This window comes from Thauera sedimentorum (assembly GCF_014489115.1).
GTDB classification, from domain to species: domain Bacteria; phylum Pseudomonadota; class Gammaproteobacteria; order Burkholderiales; family Rhodocyclaceae; genus Pseudothauera; species Pseudothauera sedimentorum.
The window spans coordinates 1,850,230-1,874,761 of the sequence record NZ_JACTAH010000001.1 but is presented as its reverse complement, the minus strand read 5'-3'; the positions used below and the strand labels follow the sequence as shown (position 1 = coordinate 1,874,761).

28 protein-coding genes are annotated in these 24,532 nt (G+C 67.5%); 8 read left to right on the top strand and 20 right to left on the bottom strand.

The annotated features are described in order from the left end of the window. Positions 1 to 143: 143 nt before the first annotated feature. From IAI53_RS08505 to lysS, 5 genes are all read right to left on the bottom strand, one after another. Positions 144 to 455 (bottom strand): P-II family nitrogen regulator, encoded by a 312-nt coding sequence (locus tag IAI53_RS08505; RefSeq protein WP_187717668.1) that lies wholly within the window; start codon positions 453 to 455, stop codon positions 144 to 146. A 5-nt stretch (positions 456 to 460) separates the two neighbouring features. Continuing rightward, the gene (locus IAI53_RS08500; protein ID WP_187717667.1) at positions 461 to 1,399 is read right to left on the bottom strand and encodes a sodium-dependent bicarbonate transport family permease; all 939 of its coding nucleotides are present in this window, start codon (positions 1,397 to 1,399) and stop codon (positions 461 to 463) included. A gap of 36 nt (positions 1,400 to 1,435) precedes the next feature. Beyond that, complete coding sequence (gene mnmC / locus IAI53_RS08495; protein WP_187717666.1) at positions 1,436 to 3,355, bottom strand: bifunctional tRNA (5-methylaminomethyl-2-thiouridine)(34)-methyltransferase MnmC2/FAD-dependent 5-carboxymethylaminomethyl-2-thiouridine(34) oxidoreductase MnmC1; 1,920 nt, start codon at positions 3,353 to 3,355, stop codon at positions 1,436 to 1,438. A 103-nt stretch (positions 3,356 to 3,458) separates the two neighbouring features. After that, positions 3,459 to 4,394 (bottom strand): DUF808 domain-containing protein, encoded by a 936-nt coding sequence (locus tag IAI53_RS08490; RefSeq protein ID WP_187717665.1) that lies wholly within the window; start codon positions 4,392 to 4,394, stop codon positions 3,459 to 3,461. A 48-nt stretch (positions 4,395 to 4,442) separates the two neighbouring features. Beyond that, positions 4,443 to 5,945, bottom strand: a complete 1,503-nt coding sequence (gene lysS, locus IAI53_RS08485) for a lysine--tRNA ligase (RefSeq protein ID WP_187717664.1) — start codon at positions 5,943 to 5,945, stop codon at positions 4,443 to 4,445. 271 nt (positions 5,946 to 6,216) lie between these two features. Here lysS and IAI53_RS08480 point away from each other — a divergent pair, with 271 nt between their 5' ends. Then, complete coding sequence (locus tag IAI53_RS08480) at positions 6,217 to 8,013, top strand: methyl-accepting chemotaxis protein (RefSeq protein ID WP_187717663.1); 1,797 nt, start codon at positions 6,217 to 6,219, stop codon at positions 8,011 to 8,013. Positions 8,014 to 8,023: 10 nt separating this feature from the next. Here IAI53_RS08480 and IAI53_RS08475 read toward each other — a convergent pair whose 3' ends face one another. Beyond that, on the bottom strand, positions 8,024 to 9,463 hold the full coding sequence (locus tag IAI53_RS08475) for an aminotransferase-like domain-containing protein (RefSeq protein WP_187717662.1): 1,440 nt from the start codon (positions 9,461 to 9,463) through the stop codon (positions 8,024 to 8,026). Positions 9,464 to 9,611: 148 nt separating this feature from the next. Here IAI53_RS08475 and IAI53_RS08470 point away from each other — a divergent pair, with 148 nt between their 5' ends. Then, positions 9,612 to 10,211 carry a LysE family translocator gene (locus IAI53_RS08470; protein WP_187717661.1) on the top strand — a complete coding sequence of 200 codons (600 nt, stop codon included), beginning with the start codon at positions 9,612 to 9,614 and terminating at the stop codon, positions 10,209 to 10,211. A gap of 493 nt (positions 10,212 to 10,704) precedes the next feature. On the opposite strand, the gene IAI53_RS08465 is transcribed toward IAI53_RS08470, so the two are convergent. After that, positions 10,705 to 11,379, bottom strand: a complete 675-nt coding sequence (locus IAI53_RS08465) for a GDSL-type esterase/lipase family protein (protein WP_222948185.1) — start codon at positions 11,377 to 11,379, stop codon at positions 10,705 to 10,707. Between the two features lie 19 nt (positions 11,380 to 11,398). Beyond that, positions 11,399 to 11,914, bottom strand: a complete 516-nt coding sequence (locus IAI53_RS08460) for an O-acetyl-ADP-ribose deacetylase (protein ID WP_187717659.1) — start codon at positions 11,912 to 11,914, stop codon at positions 11,399 to 11,401. 136 nt (positions 11,915 to 12,050) lie between these two features. On the opposite strand from IAI53_RS08460, the gene IAI53_RS08455 reads away from it, so the two are divergent. Continuing rightward, positions 12,051 to 13,193, top strand: coding sequence for a polysaccharide pyruvyl transferase family protein (locus IAI53_RS08455; RefSeq protein WP_187717658.1), 1,143 nt, complete (start codon positions 12,051 to 12,053; stop codon positions 13,191 to 13,193). On the opposite strand, the gene IAI53_RS08450 is transcribed toward IAI53_RS08455, so the two are convergent. Together IAI53_RS08450 and IAI53_RS08445 are read right to left on the bottom strand one after the other, a co-directional pair. Then, positions 13,147 to 13,839 (bottom strand): type 1 glutamine amidotransferase, encoded by a 693-nt coding sequence (locus tag IAI53_RS08450; RefSeq protein WP_187717657.1) that lies wholly within the window; start codon positions 13,837 to 13,839, stop codon positions 13,147 to 13,149. The two genes, IAI53_RS08455 and IAI53_RS08450, sit on opposite strands and share 47 nt — an antisense overlap. Positions 13,840 to 13,870: 31 nt before the next feature. Beyond that, on the bottom strand, positions 13,871 to 14,209 hold the full coding sequence (locus tag IAI53_RS08445) for an antibiotic biosynthesis monooxygenase family protein (RefSeq protein WP_187717656.1): 339 nt from the start codon (positions 14,207 to 14,209) through the stop codon (positions 13,871 to 13,873). 247 nt (positions 14,210 to 14,456) lie between these two features. Between IAI53_RS08445 and IAI53_RS08440 the strand changes: the two genes are divergently transcribed. Both IAI53_RS08440 and IAI53_RS08435 read left to right on the top strand, forming a co-directional pair. Then, on the top strand, positions 14,457 to 14,855 hold the full coding sequence (locus tag IAI53_RS08440; RefSeq protein ID WP_187717655.1) for a DUF3597 domain-containing protein: 399 nt from the start codon (positions 14,457 to 14,459) through the stop codon (positions 14,853 to 14,855). 29 nt (positions 14,856 to 14,884) lie between these two features. Next, positions 14,885 to 15,472: a DUF937 domain-containing protein gene (locus IAI53_RS08435; RefSeq protein ID WP_187717654.1), complete on the top strand. Its 588-nt coding sequence runs from the start codon at positions 14,885 to 14,887 to the stop codon at positions 15,470 to 15,472. Between the two features lie 42 nt (positions 15,473 to 15,514). Here IAI53_RS08435 and IAI53_RS08430 read toward each other — a convergent pair whose 3' ends face one another. The 6 genes from IAI53_RS08430 to IAI53_RS08405 all read right to left on the bottom strand — a co-directional run bounded on the left by IAI53_RS08430 (position 15,515) and on the right by IAI53_RS08405 (position 19,410). Continuing rightward, positions 15,515 to 15,778 (bottom strand): hypothetical protein, encoded by a 264-nt coding sequence (locus IAI53_RS08430; RefSeq protein WP_187717653.1) that lies wholly within the window; start codon positions 15,776 to 15,778, stop codon positions 15,515 to 15,517. 68 nt (positions 15,779 to 15,846) lie between these two features. After that, positions 15,847 to 16,464 (bottom strand): LysE family translocator, encoded by a 618-nt coding sequence (locus tag IAI53_RS08425; protein ID WP_187717652.1) that lies wholly within the window; start codon positions 16,462 to 16,464, stop codon positions 15,847 to 15,849. Positions 16,465 to 16,498: 34 nt separating this feature from the next. Continuing rightward, positions 16,499 to 17,128 carry a class I SAM-dependent methyltransferase gene (locus IAI53_RS08420; RefSeq protein ID WP_187717651.1) on the bottom strand — a complete coding sequence of 210 codons (630 nt, stop codon included), beginning with the start codon at positions 17,126 to 17,128 and terminating at the stop codon, positions 16,499 to 16,501. Positions 17,129 to 17,167: 39 nt separating this feature from the next. Beyond that, positions 17,168 to 17,923 carry a class I SAM-dependent methyltransferase gene (locus IAI53_RS08415; protein ID WP_187717650.1) on the bottom strand — a complete coding sequence of 252 codons (756 nt, stop codon included), beginning with the start codon at positions 17,921 to 17,923 and terminating at the stop codon, positions 17,168 to 17,170. A gap of 66 nt (positions 17,924 to 17,989) precedes the next feature. Then, the gene (locus IAI53_RS08410) at positions 17,990 to 18,388 is read right to left on the bottom strand and encodes a putative signal transducing protein (protein WP_187717649.1); all 399 of its coding nucleotides are present in this window, start codon (positions 18,386 to 18,388) and stop codon (positions 17,990 to 17,992) included. A 62-nt stretch (positions 18,389 to 18,450) separates the two neighbouring features. Beyond that, positions 18,451 to 19,410 carry a LysR family transcriptional regulator gene (locus IAI53_RS08405; RefSeq protein ID WP_187717648.1) on the bottom strand — a complete coding sequence of 320 codons (960 nt, stop codon included), beginning with the start codon at positions 19,408 to 19,410 and terminating at the stop codon, positions 18,451 to 18,453. A 127-nt stretch (positions 19,411 to 19,537) separates the two neighbouring features. Here IAI53_RS08405 and IAI53_RS08400 point away from each other — a divergent pair, with 127 nt between their 5' ends. From IAI53_RS08400 to IAI53_RS08390, 3 genes are all read left to right on the top strand, one after another. After that, positions 19,538 to 20,710: an MFS transporter gene (locus tag IAI53_RS08400; protein WP_187717647.1), complete on the top strand. Its 1,173-nt coding sequence runs from the start codon at positions 19,538 to 19,540 to the stop codon at positions 20,708 to 20,710. A gap of 83 nt (positions 20,711 to 20,793) precedes the next feature. Next, positions 20,794 to 21,336 (top strand): hypothetical protein, encoded by a 543-nt coding sequence (locus IAI53_RS08395; protein ID WP_222948183.1) that lies wholly within the window; start codon positions 20,794 to 20,796, stop codon positions 21,334 to 21,336. Beyond that, positions 21,329 to 21,781 carry a hypothetical protein gene (locus IAI53_RS08390; RefSeq protein ID WP_187717645.1) on the top strand — a complete coding sequence of 151 codons (453 nt, stop codon included), beginning with the start codon at positions 21,329 to 21,331 and terminating at the stop codon, positions 21,779 to 21,781. The genes IAI53_RS08395 and IAI53_RS08390 overlap by 8 nt, the downstream gene beginning before the upstream one ends. An 84-nt stretch (positions 21,782 to 21,865) precedes the next feature. On the opposite strand, the gene IAI53_RS08385 is transcribed toward IAI53_RS08390, so the two are convergent. The 4 genes from IAI53_RS08385 to IAI53_RS08370 all read right to left on the bottom strand — a co-directional run bounded on the left by IAI53_RS08385 (position 21,866) and on the right by IAI53_RS08370 (position 24,485). Next, positions 21,866 to 22,480 (bottom strand): LysE family translocator, encoded by a 615-nt coding sequence (locus tag IAI53_RS08385; protein ID WP_187717644.1) that lies wholly within the window; start codon positions 22,478 to 22,480, stop codon positions 21,866 to 21,868. A gap of 217 nt (positions 22,481 to 22,697) precedes the next feature. Further along, complete coding sequence (locus tag IAI53_RS08380) at positions 22,698 to 23,444, bottom strand: SAM-dependent methyltransferase (protein WP_187717643.1); 747 nt, start codon at positions 23,442 to 23,444, stop codon at positions 22,698 to 22,700. A gap of 124 nt (positions 23,445 to 23,568) precedes the next feature. After that, positions 23,569 to 23,892 (bottom strand): membrane protein insertion efficiency factor YidD, encoded by a 324-nt coding sequence (gene yidD / locus IAI53_RS18785; RefSeq protein ID WP_187717642.1) that lies wholly within the window; start codon positions 23,890 to 23,892, stop codon positions 23,569 to 23,571. 122 nt (positions 23,893 to 24,014) lie between these two features. Beyond that, entirely contained in the window at positions 24,015 to 24,485 is a 471-nt protein-coding gene (locus IAI53_RS08370) for a hypothetical protein (protein WP_187717641.1), read from the bottom strand. Positions 24,486 to 24,532: the final 47 nt, after the last annotated feature.

Genomic DNA, 24,532 nt, shown 5'->3' with positions numbered 1-24,532 from the left:
GGCCCAGGGCGGCGGCCGGTGATGGTTGGACGGCCGCGATCGCGGGCAGGCCCGCTCCTACCGATGCATCCCTTGTAGGAGCGGCCTTGGCCGCGATCGGCGGTTCATGCGACGGCCGTGGTCGGTGGGTGAACCTGCTGCGGTCAGCGCACGAACTTCTGCGGCCGCAGCACGCCGACGTCGGCGACGAAGGTCACCATGGCGTAGTGGCGGAAGTACTTTTCCTCCACGTGGCGGGTGATCGCCAGCGAGGTCGCCTCGTCGCACAGGATCTCCATGCGGATGCTCTTGTCCGCGTCCCAGGCGCCACTGCGGCTGCCATGGCTGCCGCGCCCGCGTACATCGGCCACGGTGTAGCCGTGGGCGCCGAGCGCCATCACGTCCTTGGCCAGGGGGCCTTCCAGCGCCTCCTCGGCAATGATCACCACGAGTTTGCAGGGATGGGTGTTGGGCATGATGGTCAGCCTCCGTACGCCAGCCCCACGATGCGGTCGTAGAGCGGGATGCCGAGCAGGATGTTGAAGGGGAAGGTCACCACCAGCGCGGCGGTGATCGACAGGCCGGGGTTGGCTTCCGGCACCGCGATACGCATGGCCGCCGGGGCGGCGATGTAGGAGGCGCTGGCCGCCAGGGTGGCGAGCAGCAGCGTGCCGCCGGCCGATAGGCCGATCAGCGCACCGGCCGCGGTGCCGATCAGCGCCGACAGCACCGGCATGCCGACCGCGAACACCGCCAGGAAGGCGCCGCTGGTGCGCAGCGTGCCGGCCTGGCCGGCCGCCACCAGGCCCATCTCCAGCAGGAACAGGCACAGCACGCCCTTGAACAGCACGAAGAAGAAGGGGTCGAGCGGCGCCAGGCCCTTGGGGCCGGCCGCCCAGCCGATCAGCAGGCCGCCGGCCAGCAGCACCATGCTCTTGCCCAGGAAGATCTCGTGCAGCAGCGGCCCCCACTTGATGCTGCGCATCTCGCCGCCCATGCGCGCCAGCAGGATGCCGACCGCGATGCCGGGCATCTCCAGCAGCACCAGGAAGAGCGGCAGGTAGGCTTCGTAGGGGATGCTGCGCGCGGTCAGGTAGTCCACCGCAACCGCGAAGGTCACCACGCTGACCGAGCCGTAATGCCCGGCGATGGCTGCGGCGTCGTGGCGTTCGAAGCGGCCCAGCTTGTAGAGGATGGGGAAGGCCACCAGCGGGATGATCACCCCCAGGGTCAGCACCGACAGCGCCTGCGGCAGCACCTGCAGCGGGTCCTGCTTGGCCAGTTCCATGCCGCCCTTCAGGCCGATGGCGAGCAGCAGGTAGATCGACAGGGCCTCGTACAACTGGCCGGGCAGCTTGAGGTCGGAACGGGCCAGGCGTGCGGCGAAGCCCAGCAGGAAGAAGAGCGGAATGGCGTCCATCAGGGTCTGTCTTGTCGATTGTTGTTGTCGGCAGGCTCAATCCTCGCCGCGCGGGGTGCGTGGCGGGCGCAGCAGGAAGCGCGCCGGATCGATGGCTTCACAAAGATCGTTTTCGATGGGCAAAGGTTCCCCGTTCAGCATGCAGGCCAGGGTTTCGCCCATCAGCGCGGCAAACACCAGGCCGCGCGAACCGAAGCCCGAGATGGCCCACAGCCCCTCGTGGCGCGGGATCTCGTTCAGTGGGCAGGGTGTTTCCAGGCGGGTCGGCGCCGGCAGCGCCCCGACCATCGGCAGGCGGTCGGGCGAGGCCGGGCGGAAGCCCACCCGCCCGCCCAGGGCGGCGATGTCCAGCCCCTTGGTGTAGCCGGGCAGGATGCCTTCCAGCTTGTAGAGGTTCTGCACATGGTCGGCACGGCGCAGCGCCGGGTCGTCGTCGCCTACGCCGAAACTCGCGCCGGCACAGCGCAGGCCGTCCACCGCCGGGCTGACGTAACCCTGGCGGCACACCACCACCCGGGGCGGAGAGCCGTTTTCCGCCTGCAGCAGCGAGACCTGGCCGCGGGCGCTGATCACCGGCAGCGCGCCGGCCTGCGGCAGCTCGCGGATGCCTACGCCGTTGGCGACGATGAGCTGCGGGGCACGGGCGATGAGGCCGCCTTCCGCATCCAGCGCCAGCCAGTCGTCGCCTTCGCGCTCCAGGCGCGCGACAGTGCGGCCGAAGTGGCAGCGGATGCGCTCCGCCTGCGCGGCCAGGTTGGCGCGGCACAGGCTGGGCGGCTGCACCCAGCCGCTGCTGGGGAACCACCAGCCGCCGTTGGCCAGCGGCCAGCCGGCGATGCGGCTGGCTTCCTCGCGGTCGACGTAGCGCAGGTGTTCGGCCGGTGGCTGGTGGCGCTCGACCACCGCGCGCTGCTTGTCCTCCTGCAGGTCGTCGCGGGCGATGTGCAGCACGCCGCAGGCGTCGAAGCGCACCGGCTGGCCGAGTTCGTCCAGGTGGGCGAGGTGCTGCAGTGCATACAACGTGCCGGCACGGGTGAGCCGGCCGAGGCGGTTGTCGTCCAGGCTGGGCAGCGGGCGCAGCACCCCGGCGTGGTTGCCGGAGGCGCCGGCGCCGGGACGGTCGGCCGCGTCCACCACATCCACCGTCCAGCCGCGCGCGGCCAGGCGTTCGGCCACGCTGCTGCCGGCTGCGCCGGCGCCGAGCACCAGCGCGTGGCGGCGCGGCGCGGCGGCTGCAAGCTTGCCCGGGCCGCGATAGACGCCGCGCAGCATCTGGCGCTTGCCACCGAAGCCGGGTGCCTTGTCGCAGTCGAAGCCGGCGCGGCGCAGGCCTTCGCGTACCTCGCCGGCCACCGACCAGGTCGCCAGCGTGGCGCCCGGCGCGGCCAGCCGCGCGAGCAGGTGGAAGACGCGCGCCGACCACAGCTGCGGATTCTTCGCCGGGGAGAAGCCGTCGAGGTAGAAGGAGTCGGCGCAGGCCCGCAGATTGCCCAGGCCGTCGGCGGCGTCGCCCAGGAAGAGGCTCAGCACCACCTGCCCGCCGTCGAGGTGGATGCGGTGCAGGCCGGGGGTGAGCGTGGGCCAGCGCGCCTGCAGTTCGGCGGCCAGCGGGGCGATCTCGGGGGCCTGGGCGGCGAGCGTGGCGTGCAGGGCGGCGAGGTCCTCGCGGCGGAAGGGGTGCAGCTCGCAGGAGACGAAATGCAGCCGTGCGCAGCGCTGCGGGTCGGCCCGCCAGGCGGCCCAGGTGGCGAGCAGGTTCAGGCCGAGACCGAAACCGGTTTCCAGGATGACGAAGCTGTCGCGCCCCTGCCAGCGCCGCGGCAGGTCGTTGCCGGCGAGAAAGACGTGCTGCGCCTGGCCCAGCCCGCCGTCGGTCGAGTGATAGACGTCGTCGAAAGCGCTGCTGCAGGGCGTGCCGTCGGCGGCGAACTCGAGCGGGGCAGGGATGATCGGCATGGTCGGACGGCCGTTGGCTTGGGGCACCCGCCGGTGTTCGCGGCGGGCGCCGGTTGGTTTCGTTGCGTTCGTTCGCCCGGCCCGAGTGGCAGCCGGGAAGGGATCAGGCCACCTCGGTGCGCGGGCGCAGCAGGCGGGTGGCGATGCTCACCACCAGCAGCACGACGATGCCGGCGGCGATGCCGACCAGGCCGTCCAGGGCGCTGGGCAGCAAGGCGCCCGCGACACCCACCATGTCCGCGGTGGCGGCCTCGATGGCGTGGTGCACCGGCGGCAGGCCGTGGCTGAGGATGCCGCCGCCGACCAGGAACATGGCCACCGTGCCGGCTACCGACAGGCCGCGCATCAGCCACGGCGCGGCCCACAGGATGCCGCCGCCCAGCCCGCGCTGCACGGCCGGCAGCACGCCGGCGCCCGGCTGGCGCCTGAGCAGCAGGCCGAGGTCGTCGAGCTTGACGATGATCGCCACCAGCCCGTAGACGCCGACGGTCATCATTACCGCAACGGCGGCGAGCACCGACAGCTGGGTGACGAGGTCCAGGCCGCCGATCACGCCCAGCGCGATGACGATGATCTCCGCCGACAGGATGAAGTCGGTGCGGACGGCGCCGCGGATCTTCTCGCGCTCCAGTGCCGCCAGATCGGTTTCCGGGCTGGCCATCGCCTGCAGCACCTGCTGGCGATGGGCCTTGTCCTCGGCGCGGTGCAGGAAGTGGTGGACCAGCTTCTCCACGCCTTCGTAGCACAGGTAGGCGCCGCCCAGCATCAGCAGCGGGACGATCGCCCAGGGCAGAAAGGCGGCAATGGCCAGCGCGGCCGGCACCAGGATGAGCTTGTTCAGCATCGAACCCTTGGCCACCGCCCAGACCACCGGCAGCTCACGCTCGGTGCGCACCCCGGCGACCTGCTGGGCGTTGAGGGCGAGGTCGTCGCCCAGCACGCCTGCGGTCTTCTTGGTGGCGACCTTGGTCATGGTGGCGACGTCGTCCAGCACGCTGGCGATGTCATCGAGCAGGACGAACAGGCTGGTTCCGGCCATGCGCTTCTTTTCCGGTCAGAGGTCAGGCGGAGCGGGCGGCGTGGCGGATCATTCCGGGCGCATCTGCGGGAACAGGATCACGTCGCGGATAGACGGGCTGTCGGTCAGCAGCATCACCAGGCGGTCGATGCCGATGCCGCAGCCGCCGGTGGGCGGCAGGCCGAATTCCAGCGCGCGGATGTAGTCGGCGTCGTAGTACATCGCTTCCTCGTCGCCGGCCTCCTTGGCCTTGGCCTGCGCCATGAAGCGCGCGGCCTGATCTTCCGGGTCGTTGAGCTCGGAGAAACCGTTGGCGATCTCGCGGCCGACGATGAACAGCTCGAAGCGCTCGGTGATCTCCGGGTCGGCGTCCGAGGCGCGTGCCAGCGGCGAGACTTCCACCGGGTAGTCGATGATGAAGGTCGGCTCCCACAGCTCGGCTTCGGCGCAGGCTTCGAAGAGCTGCAACTGCAGGCTGCCCAGGCCGCCAGGCTTCACCTTCTCGCCGAAGTCCTTGATCTTCTGCTTCAGCCACTCGACGTCGGCCAGCTGCTCCAGGCTGAAGCCCGGGTGATACTTGCGGATCGCCTCGACGATGGTCAGGCGGTGGAAGGGCTTGGACAGGTCGAGCTCGCGACCCTGGTAGACGAAGGACTCGGTGCCCAGCGCCTCGCGCGCAGAGTGGCGGATCAGCCCTTCGGTGAAGTCCATCAGCGTGCGGTAGTTCGCGTACGCCTCGTAGAACTCCATCATGGTGAACTCGGGGTTGTGGCGGGTGCTCAGGCCTTCGTTGCGGAAGTTGCGGTTGACCTCGAAGACCTTCTCCATGCCGCCCACCACCAGGCGCTTGAGGTAGAGCTCGGGCGCGATGCGCAGGAAGAGCTCCATGTCGAGCGCGTTGTGGTGGGTGACGAAGGGCTTGGCCGCCGCACCGCCGGGGATGGGGTGCATCATCGGCGTTTCCACTTCCAGGAAGCCGTGATTGACCATGTAGTTGCGGATCGACTGCACCATGCGGCTGCGCGCCACGAAGGTGAAGCGCGCCTCCTCGCTCATGATCAGGTCGACGTAGCGCTGGCGGTACTTCTGCTCCTGGTCGGTGAGGCCGTGGAACTTGTCCGGCAGCGGGCGCAGGCTCTTGGTCAGCAGGCGGATCTCGCTGGCCTGCACGGTCAGCTCGCCGGTCTTGGTCTTGAACAGGGTGCCCACGCAGCCGACGATGTCGCCGATGTCCCAGTGCTTGAAGTCGGCGTACACGTCCTCGCCCACCTCGTCGCGCTTCACGTAGAGCTGGATGCGCCCGGAGAGGTCCTGGATGGTGATGAAGCTGGCCTTGCCCATCACGCGCTTGAGCATGATCCGGCCGGCCACCCGCACCTGCACCGGGTTGGCCTCCAGCGCTTCGCCGTCCTTCTCGCCGTAGAGTTCGTCGAGCTTGCCCGCGGTGTTCTCGCGCGAGAAGTCGTTGGGATAGGCGCGGCCGGTGCTGCGCCACTGGGCGAGTTTCTCGCGCCGCTCGGCGATGATGTGGTTCTCGTCCTGCGGCGGCGTGGTGTTGTTCTGGTCGGACATGGTCTGGATTTGGGCTTGGTCGTGAATTTGGCGTTTCGTGCCGGACTTGCGCCCGCGGCGGCGCGCTTGCGGAAGTTCGTCGGAATCAAGGACGCAATTGTCGCAGGGGTGCATGATCCGGGCAAATCCGCGTGCATCGCGCCTGTGGGGGGCGTGCTGCCCGGATTGGGGCGCCGGCCGGCTTGCGTTACCCGTTTGCTGGGCTAAAGTCCGCCGTTACGATTCCGTTACAGCCAAAGCAATATACAAAACATAGAGAGAGGAGGCTTCGATGAGCACGTTCTGGCGGCTCTACGAATCGGTGGAGAAGACGTTCTGGAACTCGCTGACGAAGAAGCTGTGCAGCTTCCTGCTGCTGTTCTTCATCGACGTCTTCTACCTGGGCATCTATCTGCGGCAGAAGGGCGAAGTCGCCAATCTGCTGGCTTCCGGGCAGGTTGCGCCGGAGACGGTGTCGGCCATCGGCGCCTCGCTCGACGCCGGCCTGTACGCCATGCTCGGGCTCACCGCGCTGGCGCTGTTGATCAACGTCGGGCAGATCCTCTACATCCGTCACCTGATCGTGCGTCCGGTCAAGGTGATCACCCGCATCTTCAACGAGATCGCCCGCGGCGAAGGCGATTTCTCGCGCGACCTGCCGATGACCACGCACGACGAACTGCGCGAGCTCGCCCAGAGCTACAACCGCTTCGCCGACAAGATGCGGCAGATCATCAGCGAAGTGCGCAACATGAGCGTGAGCATCGCCCGCGAGGCGGTGCAGGTGAAGAGCAAGGTCGAGAGCTCGGCGCGCGACGCCACCGAGCAGGGGCGCATGACCGAGGTCGTATTCACCGCGAGCACCGAATCCACCAAGGCCATCGAGGAAGTCTCCGGCAGCACGCAGAACATCTCCGCGTCCACCAATGCCAACCTCGACATCGCCCGCGAGTCGCTGCACGAGATGCGCGACATCGCCGGCAAGATCAACGCGGTGAGCGACAAGGTCGAGCAGTTCAACCACACGGTGGACGAGCTCTCCAAGCGTTCCGAGAGCGTCAAGAAGATCGCTTCGCTGATCCGCGAGATCGCCGACCAGACCAATTTGCTGGCGCTCAATGCCGCCATCGAGGCGGCGCGCGCCGGCGAGGCCGGCCGCGGTTTCGCGGTGGTGGCCGACGAGGTGCGCAAGCTTGCCGAGCGGGTCAACCAGGCCACCGAGGAGATCCACGGCAACATCGGCGGCATGATCTCGCTGGTGGCCAACACCCGCGCCGAGAACGAGGTCATCAACGCCGACGTGCTGCGCACCCGCGAGGTGGTGGGGCGTTCTGCCGAGCAGTTCGGCAACATGGTGGGCGACTTCGAGCGCACCGGCGAGCAGCTGCTGCAGATCGCTGCGGCCATGGAACAGCTCACCGCCACCAACGGCCAGGTGCACGAGAACGTGAACGTCATCCACGAGCTGTCCACCTCGGTGGCGCGCGACATGGAAGAGTCGGAGAAGCGCACCGTCGAGCTCTCGCGTGCCACCGAGGCGGTGCAGGAGCTGGTGGCGCGCTTCAAGATCGGCAAGGGCGCCTTCGACCACGTGGTGAACGAAGCGCACACCTTCCGCGATCTCATCCAGCAGCAGCTCGAGGAGATGGTCGCCAACCGGGTCGACGTCTTCGACCGCCGCTACCAGCCCATCCCCAACACCAACCCGCAGAAGTTCAAGGTGTCCTGGGGCGACGAATACGGCCGGCGCTGCCAGGCCCTGCTGGACGACACCCTGGGCAAGATCAAGGGCGCGGTCTATGCCTGCGGGGTGAACACCGACAGCTACCTGTCGGCGCACAACAGCAAGTATTCCAAGCCGCTGACCGGCGACTACGACGTCGACCTGATCGGCAACCGCACCTGCCGCAAATTCGAAGCGCCGGCCGAGTTGCGCGCCGCGCGCAATGCCGCGCCCATGCTGCTGCAGACCTTCCTGCGCGACACCGGCGAAGTGCTGTGCGACATCGCCATGCCCATCCACGTGGGTGGACGGCACTGGGGTAACGTGCGTGTGGGCGTGCCGGTCGATGCCTTGATCGACAGCTGATCCGCGTGCTTCAGCCGCCCAGCTGTCGGGCGGCGAGCTGGCCGAGCGTCACCAGCGCGTGGATGTGGCGCTCGGAGAACGGATAGCAGCCGGACAGGCGGATGTGCCGGGTGTAGCGCCCCGAGGGCGAGAACAGCGTGCCCGGGGTGATGCTGATGCCGCGCGCCAGCGCGTCGTCGAACAGGCGGTTGGCGTTGCAGCCCTCGGGCAGTTCCACCCATACCAGGAAGCCGCCGGTCGGTTCGGTGGCCAGGGTGCCGGCCGGAAACACCTCGTCGATCAGGCCGCGCAGGCGGTCGATCTGCCCGGCGTAGGTGCGCCGCAGGCGGCGCAGGTGCTGGGCGTAGCCGCCGTTTTCCAGGAACACCCCGAGCGCCTCGCAGGTCACCGCCGGCTGCGCCACCGACGAGCAGAACTTGAGATCCGCCACCTCGCGCTGGAAGCGTCCGGCCTCCATCCAGCCGGCGCGGATGCCCGGCACCAGGGTCTTGCTGTAGGACGCGCACAGGATCACCCAGCCATCCCGGTCGAAGGCCTTCACCGCCGGCTGCAGCGGCACCGCGTACTGCAGTTCGGCATACAGCGCGTCCTCGATCACCGGCACGCGGTACTCGGCCGCCAGCGCCGCCAGCCGGCGCTTGGCCTCCACCGGCATGCTGGTGCCCAGCGGGTTGTGCACATTGGGCATGGCCACCACCGCCTTCACCCGCTTCTCGGACAGCAGCAGCTCCAGCGCATCCATCGACATGCCGCTGCCCGGGTGGGTGGGCACTTCGATGGTGCGCAGGCCCAGCGCCTCGGCCAGCGGGATCAGGTTGAAGTAGGTGGGCGACTCCATCGCGATCGCGTCGCCCGGGCGGGTGACGGTGCGCAGCGCGAACTGCAGGGCTTCCATGCAGCCGTTGGTCAGGATCACGTCCTCCGCCGCCATGGTCACGCCCAGGTCCAGCGCATGGCGGGCGATCTCGCGGCGCAGGCGCAGCGAGCCGGGCGGCAGCGCGTAGTCGGTGAGCAGTTCCGGGTGGCGGCGCGCGGTGTCGGCGATGATGCGCGCGAGCTTCTCGCCCGGGTAGAAGTCGCTGCCTTTCGGGCAGGCCAGCGACAGGTCCACGTTGTCGGCGTTCGACTGTGCCGACACCACCGTGGCGATGCGGTTCAGCACCGAAGTCTCCGCCGGCCGGGCCTGCGCCGGGCGGGCGGTGAAACGCGGCGCGGGCGGCGCCTGCAGGCGCGAGCGCACGAAGTAGCCGGACTGCGGACGCGCCTCCACCAGCCCGCGCGCCTCCAGGTGGCGGTAGGCTGCCAGCACCGTGTTGATGCTCAGGCCGCGGCTGCGCGCGGCCTCGCGCACAGAGGGCAGGCGCGCGCCGGCCGGCAGGCGGCCGTCGCCCATGGCGCCGCGCAGTTCGTCGGCAAGGGATTGATACAGCGGGGTCTGGACGGCTTCCATGGCGGATACAGAGTGTCTCGGGCGTTGAGGGTACAGTCGTGATATCGGCAAACTGTTGCCAGTATAGACGACGCATTCTGGCTCTGTAACCTTCCGCGGGACCCGACCAGAATGGAGGCTCGCAATACCGCCACCGGAGCCCGCCGCCATGATCGACCTGCCCTTGATGACCTACGTGGCCACCATGTCCGTGACCCCCGGACCCAACAACCTGATGCTCGCCGCCAGCGGGGTGAACTTCGGCTTTCGCCGCACGCTGCCGCACATGCTGGGCATCAGCGTCGGCCATGGCGTGCAGGTGCTGCTGGTCGGCGGCGCGCTGGCCTGGGTGATGGCCTGGCTGGACTCGCTGCGTCCGGCGCTGGTCGCAGTGGGCTGCAGCTACCTGCTGTGGCTGGCGTGGCGACAGGCGCATGCCGGCCAGCCGGGCGCGGGCGGGCAGGGGCAGCCGCTGGGCTTCATCGGCGCCGCGCTGTTCCAGTGGGTCAATCCCAAGGGCTGGATGATGGTGCTCAATGTGGCTCTGTTGTTCCTGCCCACGGGCGCCGGCTGGAGCGCCGCGGCCATGCTGGCGCTGCTGTGCGCGCTGGTGAACCTCCCCTGCATCGCGCTGTGGGCCGCGGCCGGCGACCGCCTGCGCGACCGCCTGCGCGAGCCGCGCCTGCTGGCGCTGTTCAACTACACCATGGCCACGCTGCTCGCGGCGACCGCGCTGTGGATCGTGGTGGAAGAGGGCTTGCTCGGCTGAGGGACGGCGCACCTGCCGGGAGGTCGCCCCTCACGCTCTCGGCCGAGACAGCGCCTGCAGGAGCGGCCTTGGCCGCGATGGCGGGGTCGCTTTCCCGGCGGGCGGATCGCGGCCAAGGCCGCTCCTACAGGGGAGGCTGTGCAGCGGTTCGGGCAGTCTGCCTCGGCCGGCGCCTCGACCACCAGCTGGGACGAATCGGCCACCAGGAACCCTGCCGGGCGAGACAGCGCCCGTAGGAGCAGCCTTGGCCGCGATTGCGGGGTCGCTTTCCCGGTGGGCGGATCGCGGCCAAGGCCGCTCCTACAGGGGAGGCTGAACAGCGGTTCGGGCAGTCTGCCTCGGTCGGCGCCTCGACCGCCAGCTGAGACGAATCGGCCACCAGGAACCCCGCCGGGCGAGACAGCGCCCGTAGGAGCGGCCTTGGCCGCGATGGCGGCGTCGTTTTCCCGGTAGGTGGATCGCGGCCAAGGCCGTTCCTGCTCGGGAAGCCTCGTTAACGGTTCAGCCAGCCCGCCTCGGCGAGCGTCTCGGCCACCCGGCCGGCCATGTAGGCGTAGCCGTCGGCGTTGGCGTGGATGCGGTCGGCGCGGTAGTTCTCTTGCGAGAGGGTTTCGGATACCGCATCGGCCACCAGCGCCACCTGGTGCTCGTCGGCCAGGCGCTCGTAAAGCGCGTGGTCGGACAGCATGCCCAGCATCTGCCCGCCCATCGACGGTTCCGGAATCGCCACCAGGGCCACGTGCGTGGCGGCGGCCTTGCTGGCGGTCAGCATGGCCTCGATGTTGCCGCGCGTGGTGTCCTCGCCGACACGGCGCAGGAAGTCGTTGCCGCCGATGGCGATGATCACCGCGTCCGGGCGAAGTTCGGACAGCAGGCCCTCCAGGCGTCCGCGCGCGTCGGCCGAGGTGTGCCCCGGCACGCCGGCATTGACCACCGACCAGCCGGTCGTCTCGGCCAGCACCGCCGGCCAGGACTGCGCCCGGCTGGCCCCGGTGCCGGCGACCAGGCTGTCGCCGATCACCAGCACGGTGGCACCGGAGGGCAGGGCGCTGGCGCGGGCAGGGCCCCGGTCGCCGCAGGCGGCCAGCAGCAAGGCGGCGCAGACCAGCAGGATCGCGCGGCCGAGCTGAAGGGGAAACGAGGCGCTGCGGGGGTAGTAGGTGCTCACGGCGAAGGTGCTCGATGAATCAGGACGGATCGGCCAACAATATCTCATAGCGCGCCAGGTCGTCGGCCGAGAAGCAGCAGAACACCACCTGTTCGATGCCGGGCAGCCGCGCCAGCGTGCTGCGCACCGTGCTCACCGCCACCTGCGCCGCTTCGTCCGACGGATAGCCGTAGACGCCGGTGCTGATGCACGGAAAGGCGATGGAGCGCAGGCCGTGCCCGGCGGCGATCTCCAGCGAGCGGCGGTAACAGGAGGCCAGCAGTTCCGCCTCGCCGTCCGCGCCGCCATGCCACACCGGTCCCACGGTATGGATCACGTGGCGCGCCGGCAAGCGATGGCCGCCAGTGATGCGCGCCTCGCCGGTGGGGCAGCCGCCCAGGTCGCGGCATTCGGCCAGCAGCTCCGGGCCGGCGGCGCGGTGGATGGCGCCGTCCACCCCGCCGCCGCCCAGCAGGGTGCTGTTGGCGGCATTGACGATGGCATCCAGCGCCAGCGTGGTGATGTCGGCCTGGCGGGCCTGCAGGCGGGCGTTCATGGGCGGTCTCCGCAGCGAATGGGTCAGGGGTTGAGAGCGTGGGCGGGCGTGACAGTTTCCCACGGCCTGCATTGCGCGCGCTGTCCGCCCGTGCTGTGATGGATGCGGATGCTCCTTTGCGCTGCGCTGTCCGGCCATGTCCCGTCCCCTGATCCTGTTCGGCGCCTTCGACCGCCACAACTTCGGCGACCTGCTGCTCGCGCGCTGCGCGGCGGCGCGGCATCCCGGGCGCCGGGTGCTTGCCGCCGGTCTGGCCGCGCGCGACCTGCGGCGCTACGGCGGCCACCGCGTGCGCCCGCTGGCCGGGGTGGTGCGCGAGTTCGGCGGGCAGGCGGCGGATTTCGTCCATGTGGGCGGAGAGATCCTCACCACCACCGCCTGGGAGGCGGCGGTGATGCTGCAGACGCCCGCCGAGGCGGCACGCATCATTGCGCGCTTCCGTGCCGATCCGTCCGCCGGCCGCGACTGGGCGGCGCGCGTGCTGGGCGACGAGGCGCCGCTGCCCTATGTGCGGGCGGCCGGCGACCTGCCGCGCGCCTGGCGGGTGTGTTTCGAGGCGGTGGGCGGAGTCGGGTTCGGGCAGTTGCCGGACGAGGCCCGTGCCGAAGCTGTGCGTGCGCTGCGCCAAGCCGCCGCAGGCAGCGTGCGCGACGCCGCGACCCGGGATGCGCTGGCGGGCGCCGGCCTGGACCTGCCCATCGCCCGCGATCCGGCCGAGGACTGCGCCGCGCTGTTCGGCCCGCGGGTGGCAGGGCGGGCAAGGGCCGGCGAGCCCGCGCGGGTGGCGGCGGCCATGCCGCGCAGGCTGGCGGTGCAAGTGGCGGCGGAATGGGGTGACGATGCGACCTTGTCCGGTGTCGCGCAGGGGGTGGCCGCCAGCGCCGCAGCGCTCGATGCCGGGGTAGTGCTGTTCCGCGCAGGGCTGGCGCCCTGGCATGACGACGCCGGGGTGCTGGCCCGGCTGGCTGCGCAGGTCCGCGACTGCAACCCGCGGATCGCCGTCACAGCGTTCCGCTCGGCACACGTCTTCGACATCTGCGCCCTGCTGGCCGGTGCCGCCGGCTGCATCGGCACCAGCCTGCACGCCTTCATCGTCGCGCGCAGCTTCCGCGTGCCGGCGGTGTGCCTGGTGAACGACGGCACGGCCAAGGCAGCGGCCTATCTCGATACCTGGCACGCCGAACCGCGCCGCTGGGTGGCGCGCGAGGACTCGGCGCGCTGCGGCGAGCTGTTCAGTTCCGCGTCAGCCAGTCCAGCACCTGCGCCATCAGGCGATTGATGCCGGCGTAGCGCTCCGGCGGCGCGGCGAGGATCTGCGCCTCGTCCTGCACGTAGCGCGCCGGACTCAGCTCGTCGCGACAGTGGGCGACGATCGCGCGCGCGGTGTCGGGCGTGGTTTCCAGGTGGAACTGCAGGCCGATCACCCGCTCGCCGAGCTGGAAGGCCTGGTTGGCGCAGCCGGCGCTTTCCGCCAGGCGGGTGGCGCCGGGCGGCAGGTCGAAGGTCTCGCCGTGCCAGTGGAAGACCTCGACCTGCGCGGGAAAACGGAACAGACCGGCACCCTCGGCCACCGCGCGCACCGGCAGCCAGCCGATTTCCTTTTCCGCATTCGGATACACCCGCGCGCCGAGCGCGGCGGCAATCAGCTGGGCGCCCAGGCAGATGCCCAGTACCGGTTTGCCGGCCTCGACCGCCGCGCGCACGAAGCGCTTTTCCGCGGCCAGCCAGGGATGGCGGTCCCCGTCGTTCACACTCATCGGCCCGCCCATCACCACCAGCAGGTCGATGTCTTCCGGTGCGGGCAGGTCGGCGGATTCGAAGAAGGCGGTACGGGTGACCCGCCAGCCGCCCGCATCCAGCCAGGATGCGATGCTGCCGGGGCCTTCGAAGGGTACGTGCTGCAGGATGTGGGCGCGTCGGTTCATGGCGGTGTGGCGCAGGAGCGCTAGCGGGGGGTCAGGGCCGGGTCTTCCCGTAGGCGCGCTCGACGCGGGCGATGCGCAGTTCGTAGTGCTCGTACCACTGCGCGCGTCCCTTCGCCTGCGCCGCGGCGTGTTCCATGTCGGCCTTCCAGGCGGCGATGGCCTCGGTGCTGGCCCAGTAGGACACGGTGATGCCGAAGCCGTCCTCGCCGCGCGCGCTTTCCACACCCAGGAAGCCCGGCTGGCGGGCGGCGAGTTCCACCATGCGCTGGGCGGTTTGCTCGTAGCCATGGTCGCCGGGCGTGCGGCGCGAGGAGAACACCACCGCGTAGTAGGGCGGCTCGGGGGTGGTGGCGAATTGCGGATCGCTCATCGGCGGCGGGCTCGGCAGTGGATGGCAGGGCGGGCATCGCGGCGGGCAAGGCGGACACCCGTCGTCGTGCCACGGCGCAAGATACCGCAAACCTGCCGTGCTGCGTCATTGGGGCGGCGCGGTCGTCCGTGCCGGGCTGACATATCGGCGGCATGAAATGGGTCTATAACGTACTTACGCCCGCCGCCGGGCGCGCACGGCCAGGGCAGCGGCTTGCGACCACAGCATCCAGCACAGGGAGATGATCATGGGTTTCTTCAGCACCATTCTTGCAAAGCTCGGCCTTGGCGAGGCCAAGGCGGCTTCCGCCCCCGCGCAGGCTGCCGCACCCGCGGCGCCCGCGCAGGCCGCTGCCGCAGCGGCCGCTGCGCCGGCGCCGATGGCGGCGGTGGACGTCGAGGCGCAGATGGAGCGTCTGGCAGCGGCGAATCCGCAGAAGCTGAACTGGCGGACGTCCATCGTGGACCTGCTGAAGCTGCTCGACATCGACAGCAGCCTGGCCGCCCGCAAGGAGCTGGCCACCGAGCTGGGCTGCCCGGCCGAGATGATGGGCGATTCGGCGCGGATGAACATCTGGTTGCACAAGACCGTGCTCGCCCGCGTCGCCGCCAACGGCGGCAAGGTGCCGCAGGACCTGCTCGACTGAGGTCGGGCGCTACAGCGCGGAGGCAAGACATGCAGATCACGGACATCCTCGCCCAGATGGGCGGGCTTCAGTCGGTGGCGCGCGAACTGGGCGTCAATGAATCCCAGGTCGCCACCGGCGCCGACGCGCTGATTCCCGCCATCCTCGGCGGATTCAAGCGGCAGGCGCAGGGTCAGCCGGCGGGGGCGGACGCCCTTGGCGGCCTGCTCGGGCAGTTCGGTGGCGGACTGCTGGACGATGTGCTGGCGCCGCAGCCGACCCACGTGGAGCGGGGCGATGCGGTGCTCGGGCAGATCTTCGGCTCCAAGGACGTCAGTCGCGCGGTGGCCGACAAGGCCGCCGCGCAGTCCGGGCTGGATGCCTCGCTGCTCAAGAAGATGCTGCCCATGGTGGCGATGCTGGTCACCGGCTACATGCAGAAGCAGGGCGGCGAGGGCGCGGCACAGGCCGCCCCCGGCAGCGCGCTTGGCGGTCTGGGCGCCCTGGGCGGCCTGCTCGGCGGGCAGTCCGGCAGCCAGGCCTCGGGCTTGCAGGGCATTGCGTCCATGCTCGACATGGATGGCGACGGCAACCCGTTCGACGACATCCTGCAGATGGTCGGCAAGGTGATGCGCTAGGGCTGCGGGGCGGTTCGGGGGTGGTGGCGAATCGCCGAGCGCTCAGGGCGCGTCCTCATCCGCCTGCGCGGATGGAGCAGGGGCGCTGCGCGCCAGCCAGCGGCCGAAGCGGGCGACGGCATACGCCACCAGCGCGCCCGCCAAGGTGAGGCCCAGCATGACGGCCAGTTCGCCGCCGGCTTCGCGTCCGCCGGTGCCCACGAAGCCCATCAGGAAAACCGCCGAGAAGCTGCCGCCGGCCATCACCACCCAGGCCAGCGCGGCCCATCCCACCACCATCAGGCTCTTGCCGATGAAAACACGCATGAGGTCCGCTCCGTCCTGGCCTGTTCCGTTCTATGGCGAAACTCTACACCGCCGGGCCGGGCAGCGGCTCATGCCTTGAGCGCCAGCGCCGATCCGCAGCCGATCATCACCACACCCGCGAGCCCCCGCAGCGGGCCGGTTTCCGCCCCGGCCCGCAGGCGGCGGACGATGCGCTCGGCCAGCAAGGCATAGGCCAGCTTCACGCCGCCGACGGTGACCGCCGTGATCGCCGCGATCAGCGCGGCATCGCCCGGGCCGATGTGCTCGATGTCCACCAGGGCCGGGAACAGGCTGGCGTAGAACAAAATAGCCTTGGCGTCGCCCAGCGTCAGCGCCAGCCCGGCGAGGAAGTCCCCGGCCGGCGAGGCCGTGCCCGCTGCCGGCGCCCTGGTTGGCGTCCCATCGCGCTGGCGAAGCAGGCGGATGCCCTGCCAGATCAGGTAGGCGGCGCCGCAGAACCTGAGTACCCCGAACAGCGCCCCCATCCACTGCGCCAGCAGGCTCATGCCGAACAGCGCGATGGCGACGAACAGCAGGTCGCCCGCGACGATGCCCAGCGCGCAGAAGGCGCCGCTCGCGCGGCCGCCGCTGCCCGATCTGGCCACCACCAGCGCCACGCTGGCGCTCGGCATCGCCGCCAGTGGCAGCATTACCAGGAACAGCGCCAGGGCCTGCGCGGCGCTCATCGGCCTGCTGCCCGCCGAAGCTGCCGGAAGCGGGTCATGCGGGCGGGCCCGGCTTTCTGGCGACGATGAAGATGGACTCCCGGGTCGGCTGCCAGGTGTGGTCCACCGCAAAGCCGGCGCCGGCCAGGATGGACAGCAGCCCCTGCCTGTCGAGCCGGCTCACATGGGGCGCCAGGCCGAGCGCCTGCATGGCGGCGATCAACCAGCGCCACAGGAAGCTGATCTCGCCGACCAGCGAGGTGCTGGAAACGAACACCCCGCCCGGCTTCAGCAAGTCGCTCACCCGCGCGACCGCCGCGTCCACGTCCTCGATGAGGTGCAGCACGTTGAGCCCCAGCACCGCATCGAAATGCCCGGCCGGCAGGTCCAGCGTATCCAGCGTGCCCTGGCGGAAGGCGATGTTGCCGACCCCCGCCTGGTCGGCCTTGCCGCGGGCGATCTCCAGCATGCGGTCGGAAATGTCGGTGGCGACGATGCTGCGCACATAGGGCGCATGGGCTATTGCCGTGCCCCCGGTGCCGCAGCCGAACTCCAGCACGTCGGAATCCGGGCGCAGGTACTCGCGCGTGATCGCCAGCTTCTGCTGGTAGGTCTTCTCGTCCTTGATCGGGCTGCGCGCGTAGCGCGGCGCCGACTTGTTCCAGAAATCCCGGGCGTTCTTCACTGGCCTGCCTCGCTGGCGGTTCGATGCCTCCCCGCAGTTCTACCCCAGTTTCCGGGCGACATACACCCCGTAGCTCACATGGTCCTTGTAGCGTTCATACAGGTCGATCTCCCGCTGCTCCGCGGCCACGACCGCGCGTGCCGCCGCGCTGTGGTCCTGGCGTGCCAGAAAGTCCGCAAAGCGCGCCTGCATCGGCCGGTAGTAGTTCTCCAGCCAGCAGTGCTCGGGCAGCGTGAAGTAGGCGACGGGCGAGTAGGCCTGCTGTTCCAGCACGCCGATCTTGGCCGAGGCCGGGGCGATCTCCGGGTACTCGCCGTCCCAATGGGCCTGGAGTTCCGCCGGGCGGGAGGCGGTGGTCCAGGTGATCTCGGACACCACCAGCAATCCCCCCGGTTTCAGGAAACGCCGCCAGCCGGCCACGCCCGCTTCGAAGCCGATGTTGTAGATCGCGCCTTCGGACCAGATCAGGTCGAACTGGCCGTCGGCAAAGGGCAGCTCGTCCATCGAGCAGGCCAGGGGCGTAATCCGCTCCGCCACGCCCGCCCGTGCGGCCCGCGCCTGCAGCACGTCGAGAAAATCCGCCAGAAAATCCACCGCGGTGATCCGCGCATTGGGCAACAGACGGGCGAGGAGCAGGGCGGATGCGCCGGTGCCGCAGCCGATGTCCGCAACCGCCAGGGGCGCAGCGCGGTCCACCCCGGCCAGGTCGAGCGCTAGCGCCGTTTCGGCGTCCCCGCCCGGTCCCTGGCGGTCGGCGTGCTTGTGAAGGTCGATCAGGATCTGGAGTTCGTCCATCGGGTGGTCCTTGCCGGCTCGGTGGGCCGGTATGGGTGGAGAGTGAGGGAGCGCGGGCCCGGCGCCTCAGGCTTCCGGGTCATCGTCCGGGCGTCGCCGCTTCACCGGAACCGCCCAACCGCCGATCAGCAACTCGGCAATGACCCGCAGCCTGTCCGCCAGCGAGAGCTTTGCCTCGGCTTCGACAGCCTCCTCGGGCTGGTCGAAACCGCTCAGCAGTTCCTTCGCCTCCGCGGCCCGCTCTGCGGGAACGAGGATGCGCTGGCCATTGAGCAAGGGCACCTTCATCCCGGGGTACAGTCCGCCAAAACCGCGATTCAGTACGAAGTGCGGGATACCGTAGGCTTCCAGCACGCTCACCATCACCGCCAGCTCGGACTCCGTCTGTGGCGACGCGACAGGCTGGAAATCCATCGAGGACGCTTCCACGCTTGCAGATTCTCCTTGCTCCCCGGTGCCGGCCATCCCGGGTGTCCTTTGCTGGGATCGAGGATTGTTGTACTGGCGGACAACGCGTGTCCTTCTCTTCAAACGCGAGGCACAAGCGGCGCCCAGTTCTCCGCCCAGGTATGGTTGGCACTTTCGCCCCGGGCCGCCAGGGCGTCGTTCAGAAAGTCGATGAACACCCGAACCTTGGCGGGCAGAAAATCACGTTTGGGGTAGATGGCGAAGACACCGCTACCGGGATCGGGAGGGCGGAAATACGGGTAAAGCGACACCAGGGCTCCGCTGTCCAGTCCTTCCTTGGCGAGAAAGTGAGGCAACTGTGCAAAGCCGAGACCATCTGCACACATGTACGCCATCGCTTCGCCATCATCCGTGAGATAACGCCGTTCCAGATCATAGGGCAGATACTCCCCTGACTCGTCGGGCAGGAAAATCGGCTGTAGTTGCTGGGTTTCCTTGATGCGAAAACCAATCCAGGCGTGCGAGTGAAAGTCTTCGCGACGGCGGGGCGTGCCGAACTCCTCCAGATACCGGGGCGAGGCGCAGACGAGAAAGTCCATCGGGCTGAGGCGCCGGGCCACCAGACGGCTGTCCTTCACGTAGCCGGTTCGCAGTGCCACATCGATGTCGTTGTCGATGATATCCACATGCAGGTCATTGATCTCGAGCTCCAGACGGATATCCGGATACCGAAGGCAGAACGCCCGCAACAAGGGGCGCAGATAGAGGTGTCCGTAGCAGACGGCGGAATTGATGCGCAGGGTGCCGCTGGGTGAGCGGTTGATCTGCTTGAGCTCCTCTTCGCAACCGGAGAGCTCCCGCATCATCTTGCGTACGGTGCCGGCGTAACGCTCGCCGGCGCTGGTAATCCGCAACTGGCGGGTCGAGCGCTGAAAGAGCGTCAGCCCCAACTGGGCCTCCAGGCGGCCAATGGCCTTGCTGACGGTGGATGGATCGCTGCCACACAACCTGGCTGCCGCTGCGAAACTGCCGCCATCACAGGTGGCGATAAAGATTTCCAGTGACCGTAGCTTGTCCATCGACCCAGTGTAGCAACAAAGAATCATGAACGATATTCACGACTGTTTGGGATGACAAGCCGATTTTCCCGATTTTTCAGGTGCCTAGAATTCGCCAACCAAGCACGCACCTGTCCGGGAAAAACCCTTGAAATACCGTCATCCAAATCCAATACCCGCCACCGGCACTCTGGCCTATTGCCTTCTGGCGTTTGTAGCCATGACAGGCCTTGCCTATATCAACTTCCTGCCCGGAGTCGTCAACGCGCTTGCGGGAAACATCGGCTTCAGTGACGCCCAGGCCGGGCATATCGTTGCGCTCAACGGCTACGGCGGCTTGCTCGGCAGCGCCATTGCGGTCGCCCTGATACGCCGGGTGCAATGGCAATACGCCATGCTGACCTTCCTGGCGCTGCTGAGCATCGTCGACCTGGCCACCGCCTGGGTGGAGCACTACCCGTTGCTGCTCGGCTGGCGCTTTGGCGCCGGCTTGCTGGGCGGACTCTGTGTCGGAATCGGGCTTGCGGCGCTGGCGCGTTTGAACGACCCCGACCGGGCCTTCGGCCTGTTGATGTTCGTGCAGTTCAGCCTGGGCTCCGTGGTCATCTATCTGCTGCCGGGGCTGGAAACCGTCCTTGGCCCCCACGCCGTGTTCTACGTGATGGCCGCCCTGGCGGCCCTGAGCCTGATCTTGCTGCCGTTCCTGCCCACGCTGAGGCTCGATCGCAGTCCAGTCGAACCATCCGCGCCCTTGCCTGCCAACACGACGCTGCTGCTGCTGGCAATCCTCGGCTACCAGCTTGCGGCCAGCGGGATCTGGGCCTACGTGGGGCTGATCGGCCGTGATGCGGGCATGGCCGCCGAACCGGTCAGCCAGTACATCGCCGCGACGGGTTTGCTGGGACTGCTGGGCGCCATGCTGCCGGTGATCAATGGCAAACGCCTTGGTCGCCTGTTCTGGGTGAGCACCGGCCTGGTCATGTCGATGCTTGCCGCGGTCCTGCTGAACCACGCCCAACACACCGTCCTGTATGTGGCGGCGATGGCGCTGCTGTTCTTCGCCTGGCCCGCGGTGCAGTCGTTCCTGCTGGCGGTTACCGCAGACATGGACCGCAGCGGGCGACTCTCGGCCATGGCCGGCCTCACCGTCTACGTCGGACTGGCGTCCGGTCCCCTGCTCGCAGCCAGCCTGCTCGATCACGACGGCTTCCCGGCAATGCTCTACAGCTGTGCAGGCCTTTTCTTCACGAGCTTTCTGCTGCTGTTACGCCCCGTTCAGGCCCAGGACTCTCCAGTGGGCGCCTTATCGTTTTCCCGATAAGCGGTCACAGGCCGAGCCCTGATTCGCCATTGCCTACATCGACACCCTAGCTCACGGAAGGTAGCAACATGATCCGATATCTCTTGAACAAGATGCTGGTGGCCATGCGCCGGCGATACGACTATGACGTTCGCTACATGCAGGAGATCCTGCAGACCGACCTCCCGGCCTTCCTGAAATACCTCGGCTTTCAGATGATGGCGGCCCACTCGGCGAAAGTACCTGCGGAACCGCTGTTTGCCGCCAGGGTAAGGGCGATCATCTGGGACGATTGCGGCCCCTGCACGCAACTGGTGGTGAACATGGCGCTGGAAGCCAAGGTCAGTCCGGACCGGGTTAGGGCCATGGTGGACATGGATCTGGCAAAACTGCCGGAAGGCACCGCCCTGGTGGCCCGTTTCACGGAGCTGGTGCTGGCTCATGACCCGGACGCGGATGAGCTTCGGGAGCGGATCCGCGCCTTGTGGGGTAGCAAAGGACTGATCGCCATCGCCTACAGCATCAGTTCCTCCCGGGTCTACCCGGCGCTGAAATACGCCCTGGGGTATGGACACGCCTGCAGCCGCGTCCAGATCAATGAACACACACTGGTCCCCACCCGCTCAGCGGAGGCGCAACATGGCTAGGCAACTGATCACCGTAATGGCGTCTGTCATCGGGCTGGGCCTGTTCGCCAACGGCGTGTTCATGCTGGTGGCGCCCGAAACCTGGTACTGGACCCTGCCCGGCGTACCGGTGCGGGGAGCGTTCAATCAGCACTTTGTGCGCGACATCGGCATCCAGTACCTGCTGATGGGCGTGGCCTTTGCCTACGGCGCCCTCAACAGCCAGCATCGGCTGCTGCTGTGGTGGCTGCCCACCACCTGGTTGGTCGGCCACGCGGTTTTCCATGTCCTGGAAGTCGCCGTGGGCCTGTGCGGGCCCGTATACCTGCTTGTGGACTTTGCCGGGGTGACCCTACCTGCACTGATCTGTCTGGGCCTGGTTTATGGTCACTATCGACTGCGGCGAGGGGGCAGCAAGGCTCATCGCAAGGCCGCCGGTGTCCCCGCTCACCCTGAGGCCAGGTGACGCGACAGGCTGGCAATCCATCGAAGGCGCCTCCACGGTGGTAGATTCGCCTTGCCGTCCCGTGCCGGACGTCCCGGATGCCCCTTACCGCTCGCTCGCCGCCAGTCGCGCCCCAAGCGCCGCGAACGCCGCTGCAAAGCCGTAGCGAAGCGCGTTCTGCACCCTGGCGGATTCGATCACGAACCGACGGAACGCGTGCGCAAGGAAACCGTAGACCACGAACACCAGGAAGGTCATCGCCATGAACACCAGGCTCAGCACCAGCAGATCGCCCACCGGCCGCGCGGAGGCCGGATCGACGAACTGCGGCAGGAAGGCCAGGAAGAAGATCGTCAGCTTGGGATTGAGGATGTTCAGCAGGAAGGCCCGCGCCACCAGACCGGCCGCGGAAACCCTGGAAACGCCGTCATCCACCGAGAACGCGGAGCGGTCCCGCCAGGTGGCGACCGCCAGATAGAACAGGTAAGCCGCCCCGGCGTATTTGAGCGCCTGAAAGGCCAGCGCACTGGTGTGCAGCACGGCAGCCAGCCCGAGCACCGTCGCCAGCAGGTGGGGAAGAATCCCCGCAGTGCAGCCCGCCGCCGCCAGAACACTGGCGCGCCGGCCCTGGGTGAGGCCGGTGGAAACCGTGTAGATGACACCCGTTCCCGGGATCAGGACGACGATCAGCGAGGTGAGGAGGAACTCGGGGGTGATCATGGGCGGCTCCGGGAAAGGTTTGGGTATGCGGATGGGTGACGCGCGCATGTGCGGCGGGTCATCAAGGCGCGCCGGCCTCATCGTTTGTAGAAGATCTATAGTGGCTTGGCCAGGCCATACGCGTAAAAAATGCAAGCAAGTGCTCGCAGTGGGGCAGACCGATAGCCCAAAGCGCAAGCAATAGGCGTTGGCGAGACGGCGACCAAACCACCAATACTCATCGCGGCATGAGCGCGAACACACCCCAGCCCAGGTACTCGCGCGTGTAAGCGGCATGGCGCTCAGGCTCCGAGCTCAGTTTGGTTCGAACCTCTTCCCCTAACTCGTCGTCGGGATTGGCTTCAAGCCATCGACGCATGGTGAGCCATTTGGCGGCCTCGTACCTGTCCCAGCCATCTTGATTGGCCAGAACCATTTCAACAACGTCGTAGCCGAGCTTGCCGAAAGACGCGATAAGTTCTGGAAGAATGAGGAAGTCGGAGATCGAGTTGGCAAGACATCCCTTGGCAATGTCTTCCGTTGGCGGCAATTGCCGCCAATAGGGCTCACCGATCAGGATGACTCCGCCGGCGCGCAGGCTGCGCGCCAGAAGCTCGATGGTGCCGGCAACGCTTCCGCCAATCCATGTAGCACCGACACAAGCTACTACGTCGGCCTTCTCATCAGAGACGTAACCTGCCGCATCGCCATGAATGAACTGGACTTGACGGGCAACACCGAGTTCTTCCGCACGCTGTTTCGCCTGTTCGGTAAACAACCTGCTCATGTCGATGCCGGTGCCGATAATTCCGTGGTCGCGTGCCCAGGTGCACAACATCTCCCCCGAACCGCTGCCAAGGTCAAGAACACGTGCCCCTGGCTCCAGACGCAATGCCGCGCCGAGAGTAGCGAGTTTGTCGGGTGTGAATGGGTTATGGATGCGGTGCGCACTTTCCGTGATGTTGAATATCCGCGGGATGTCCATTTGGTGAATTTCCTTACGAGTGCGAATAAATCTTGTAGAGGCTTAACGTGAAGGTAGGAGACCGGCAGCCGTAGGCGGACGGGCCCGATTGGGCGCAGTTCTAATGCTCACGTACCTGCTGTCACTACAACGGAAACATGCAACAGCAGGTGCCAGCCTCATCAACTTTCTTGTTCTTAAGGCAGGCTTTCCAAGGGAAGTTTGAGTACTCCTTTCCCTTGTGTTCTTTCGCTTGGAGCGCGGCAAACGCATTGGAGCAGCGAGCGAACCGACGAACTTGGAGAACAAAGAAGCGCAGGACTCCATAACGAAGCACGACACGGCGACCAAACTCAGAGCATGATGGGCCGCCGTGGAGCGCGCGATACGCGCAACAATACCCCTTGCGCGGGGAAAAGTGCTTCTGATAGCCGGTGATGGCACCTGCGATTGCGTATCGGAGAACCATTGCGCTCTAACGATTGACGTGAGGGGCCGCCGTAGCGGCGAAGCCGCGAAGGGAACCCACAAGCGCAGCTTGTGGGCGGTCCCTCTCGACGGAATTGTTAGGCAAACTTCGGGGCATGCATTTCAACCAAGAAGACTCTTTACCTTCTCAAGTAAAAAGCCGCCAAACAACCACAGCCCAGACGCGACAATGGACGCTGCCACACCACTGAAAAAACCGATGATTCGCTCTCGCGCCGGGCTGATTCCTAGAACAGAGCGCAAATTCTCTTTGTTTTGACTTAGTAGGTCCTGTGCCGTCTCTAGCTCTTGTACTGCCTGAGTATGCTCGTCGTGCTTCTTCTTTACTTCTTCAAGCAAGGTATCGAGTTTATGGCGCTCATCAATGGCTTGTTCCTTGATGAGGCTGATTGCCTCAATTGCGTCAGAAAGATGGTTCTGTGCAATCTCTACTTTCTCGATGGTTTCACCAAGAGGACTTTTAACGATTTGTATTCGCCGATGGCGTTTATCGACGTGCGTATATAAGCGCTCAAGCGCTTGAAATAGCAGCTCGAACAGCTTGATGTAGGAAGTGAGGATTTCAGTGATCATCACGAGGATTGCCTAACGCCAAGCTAAAGGGCGCAAATGGAGCGCAG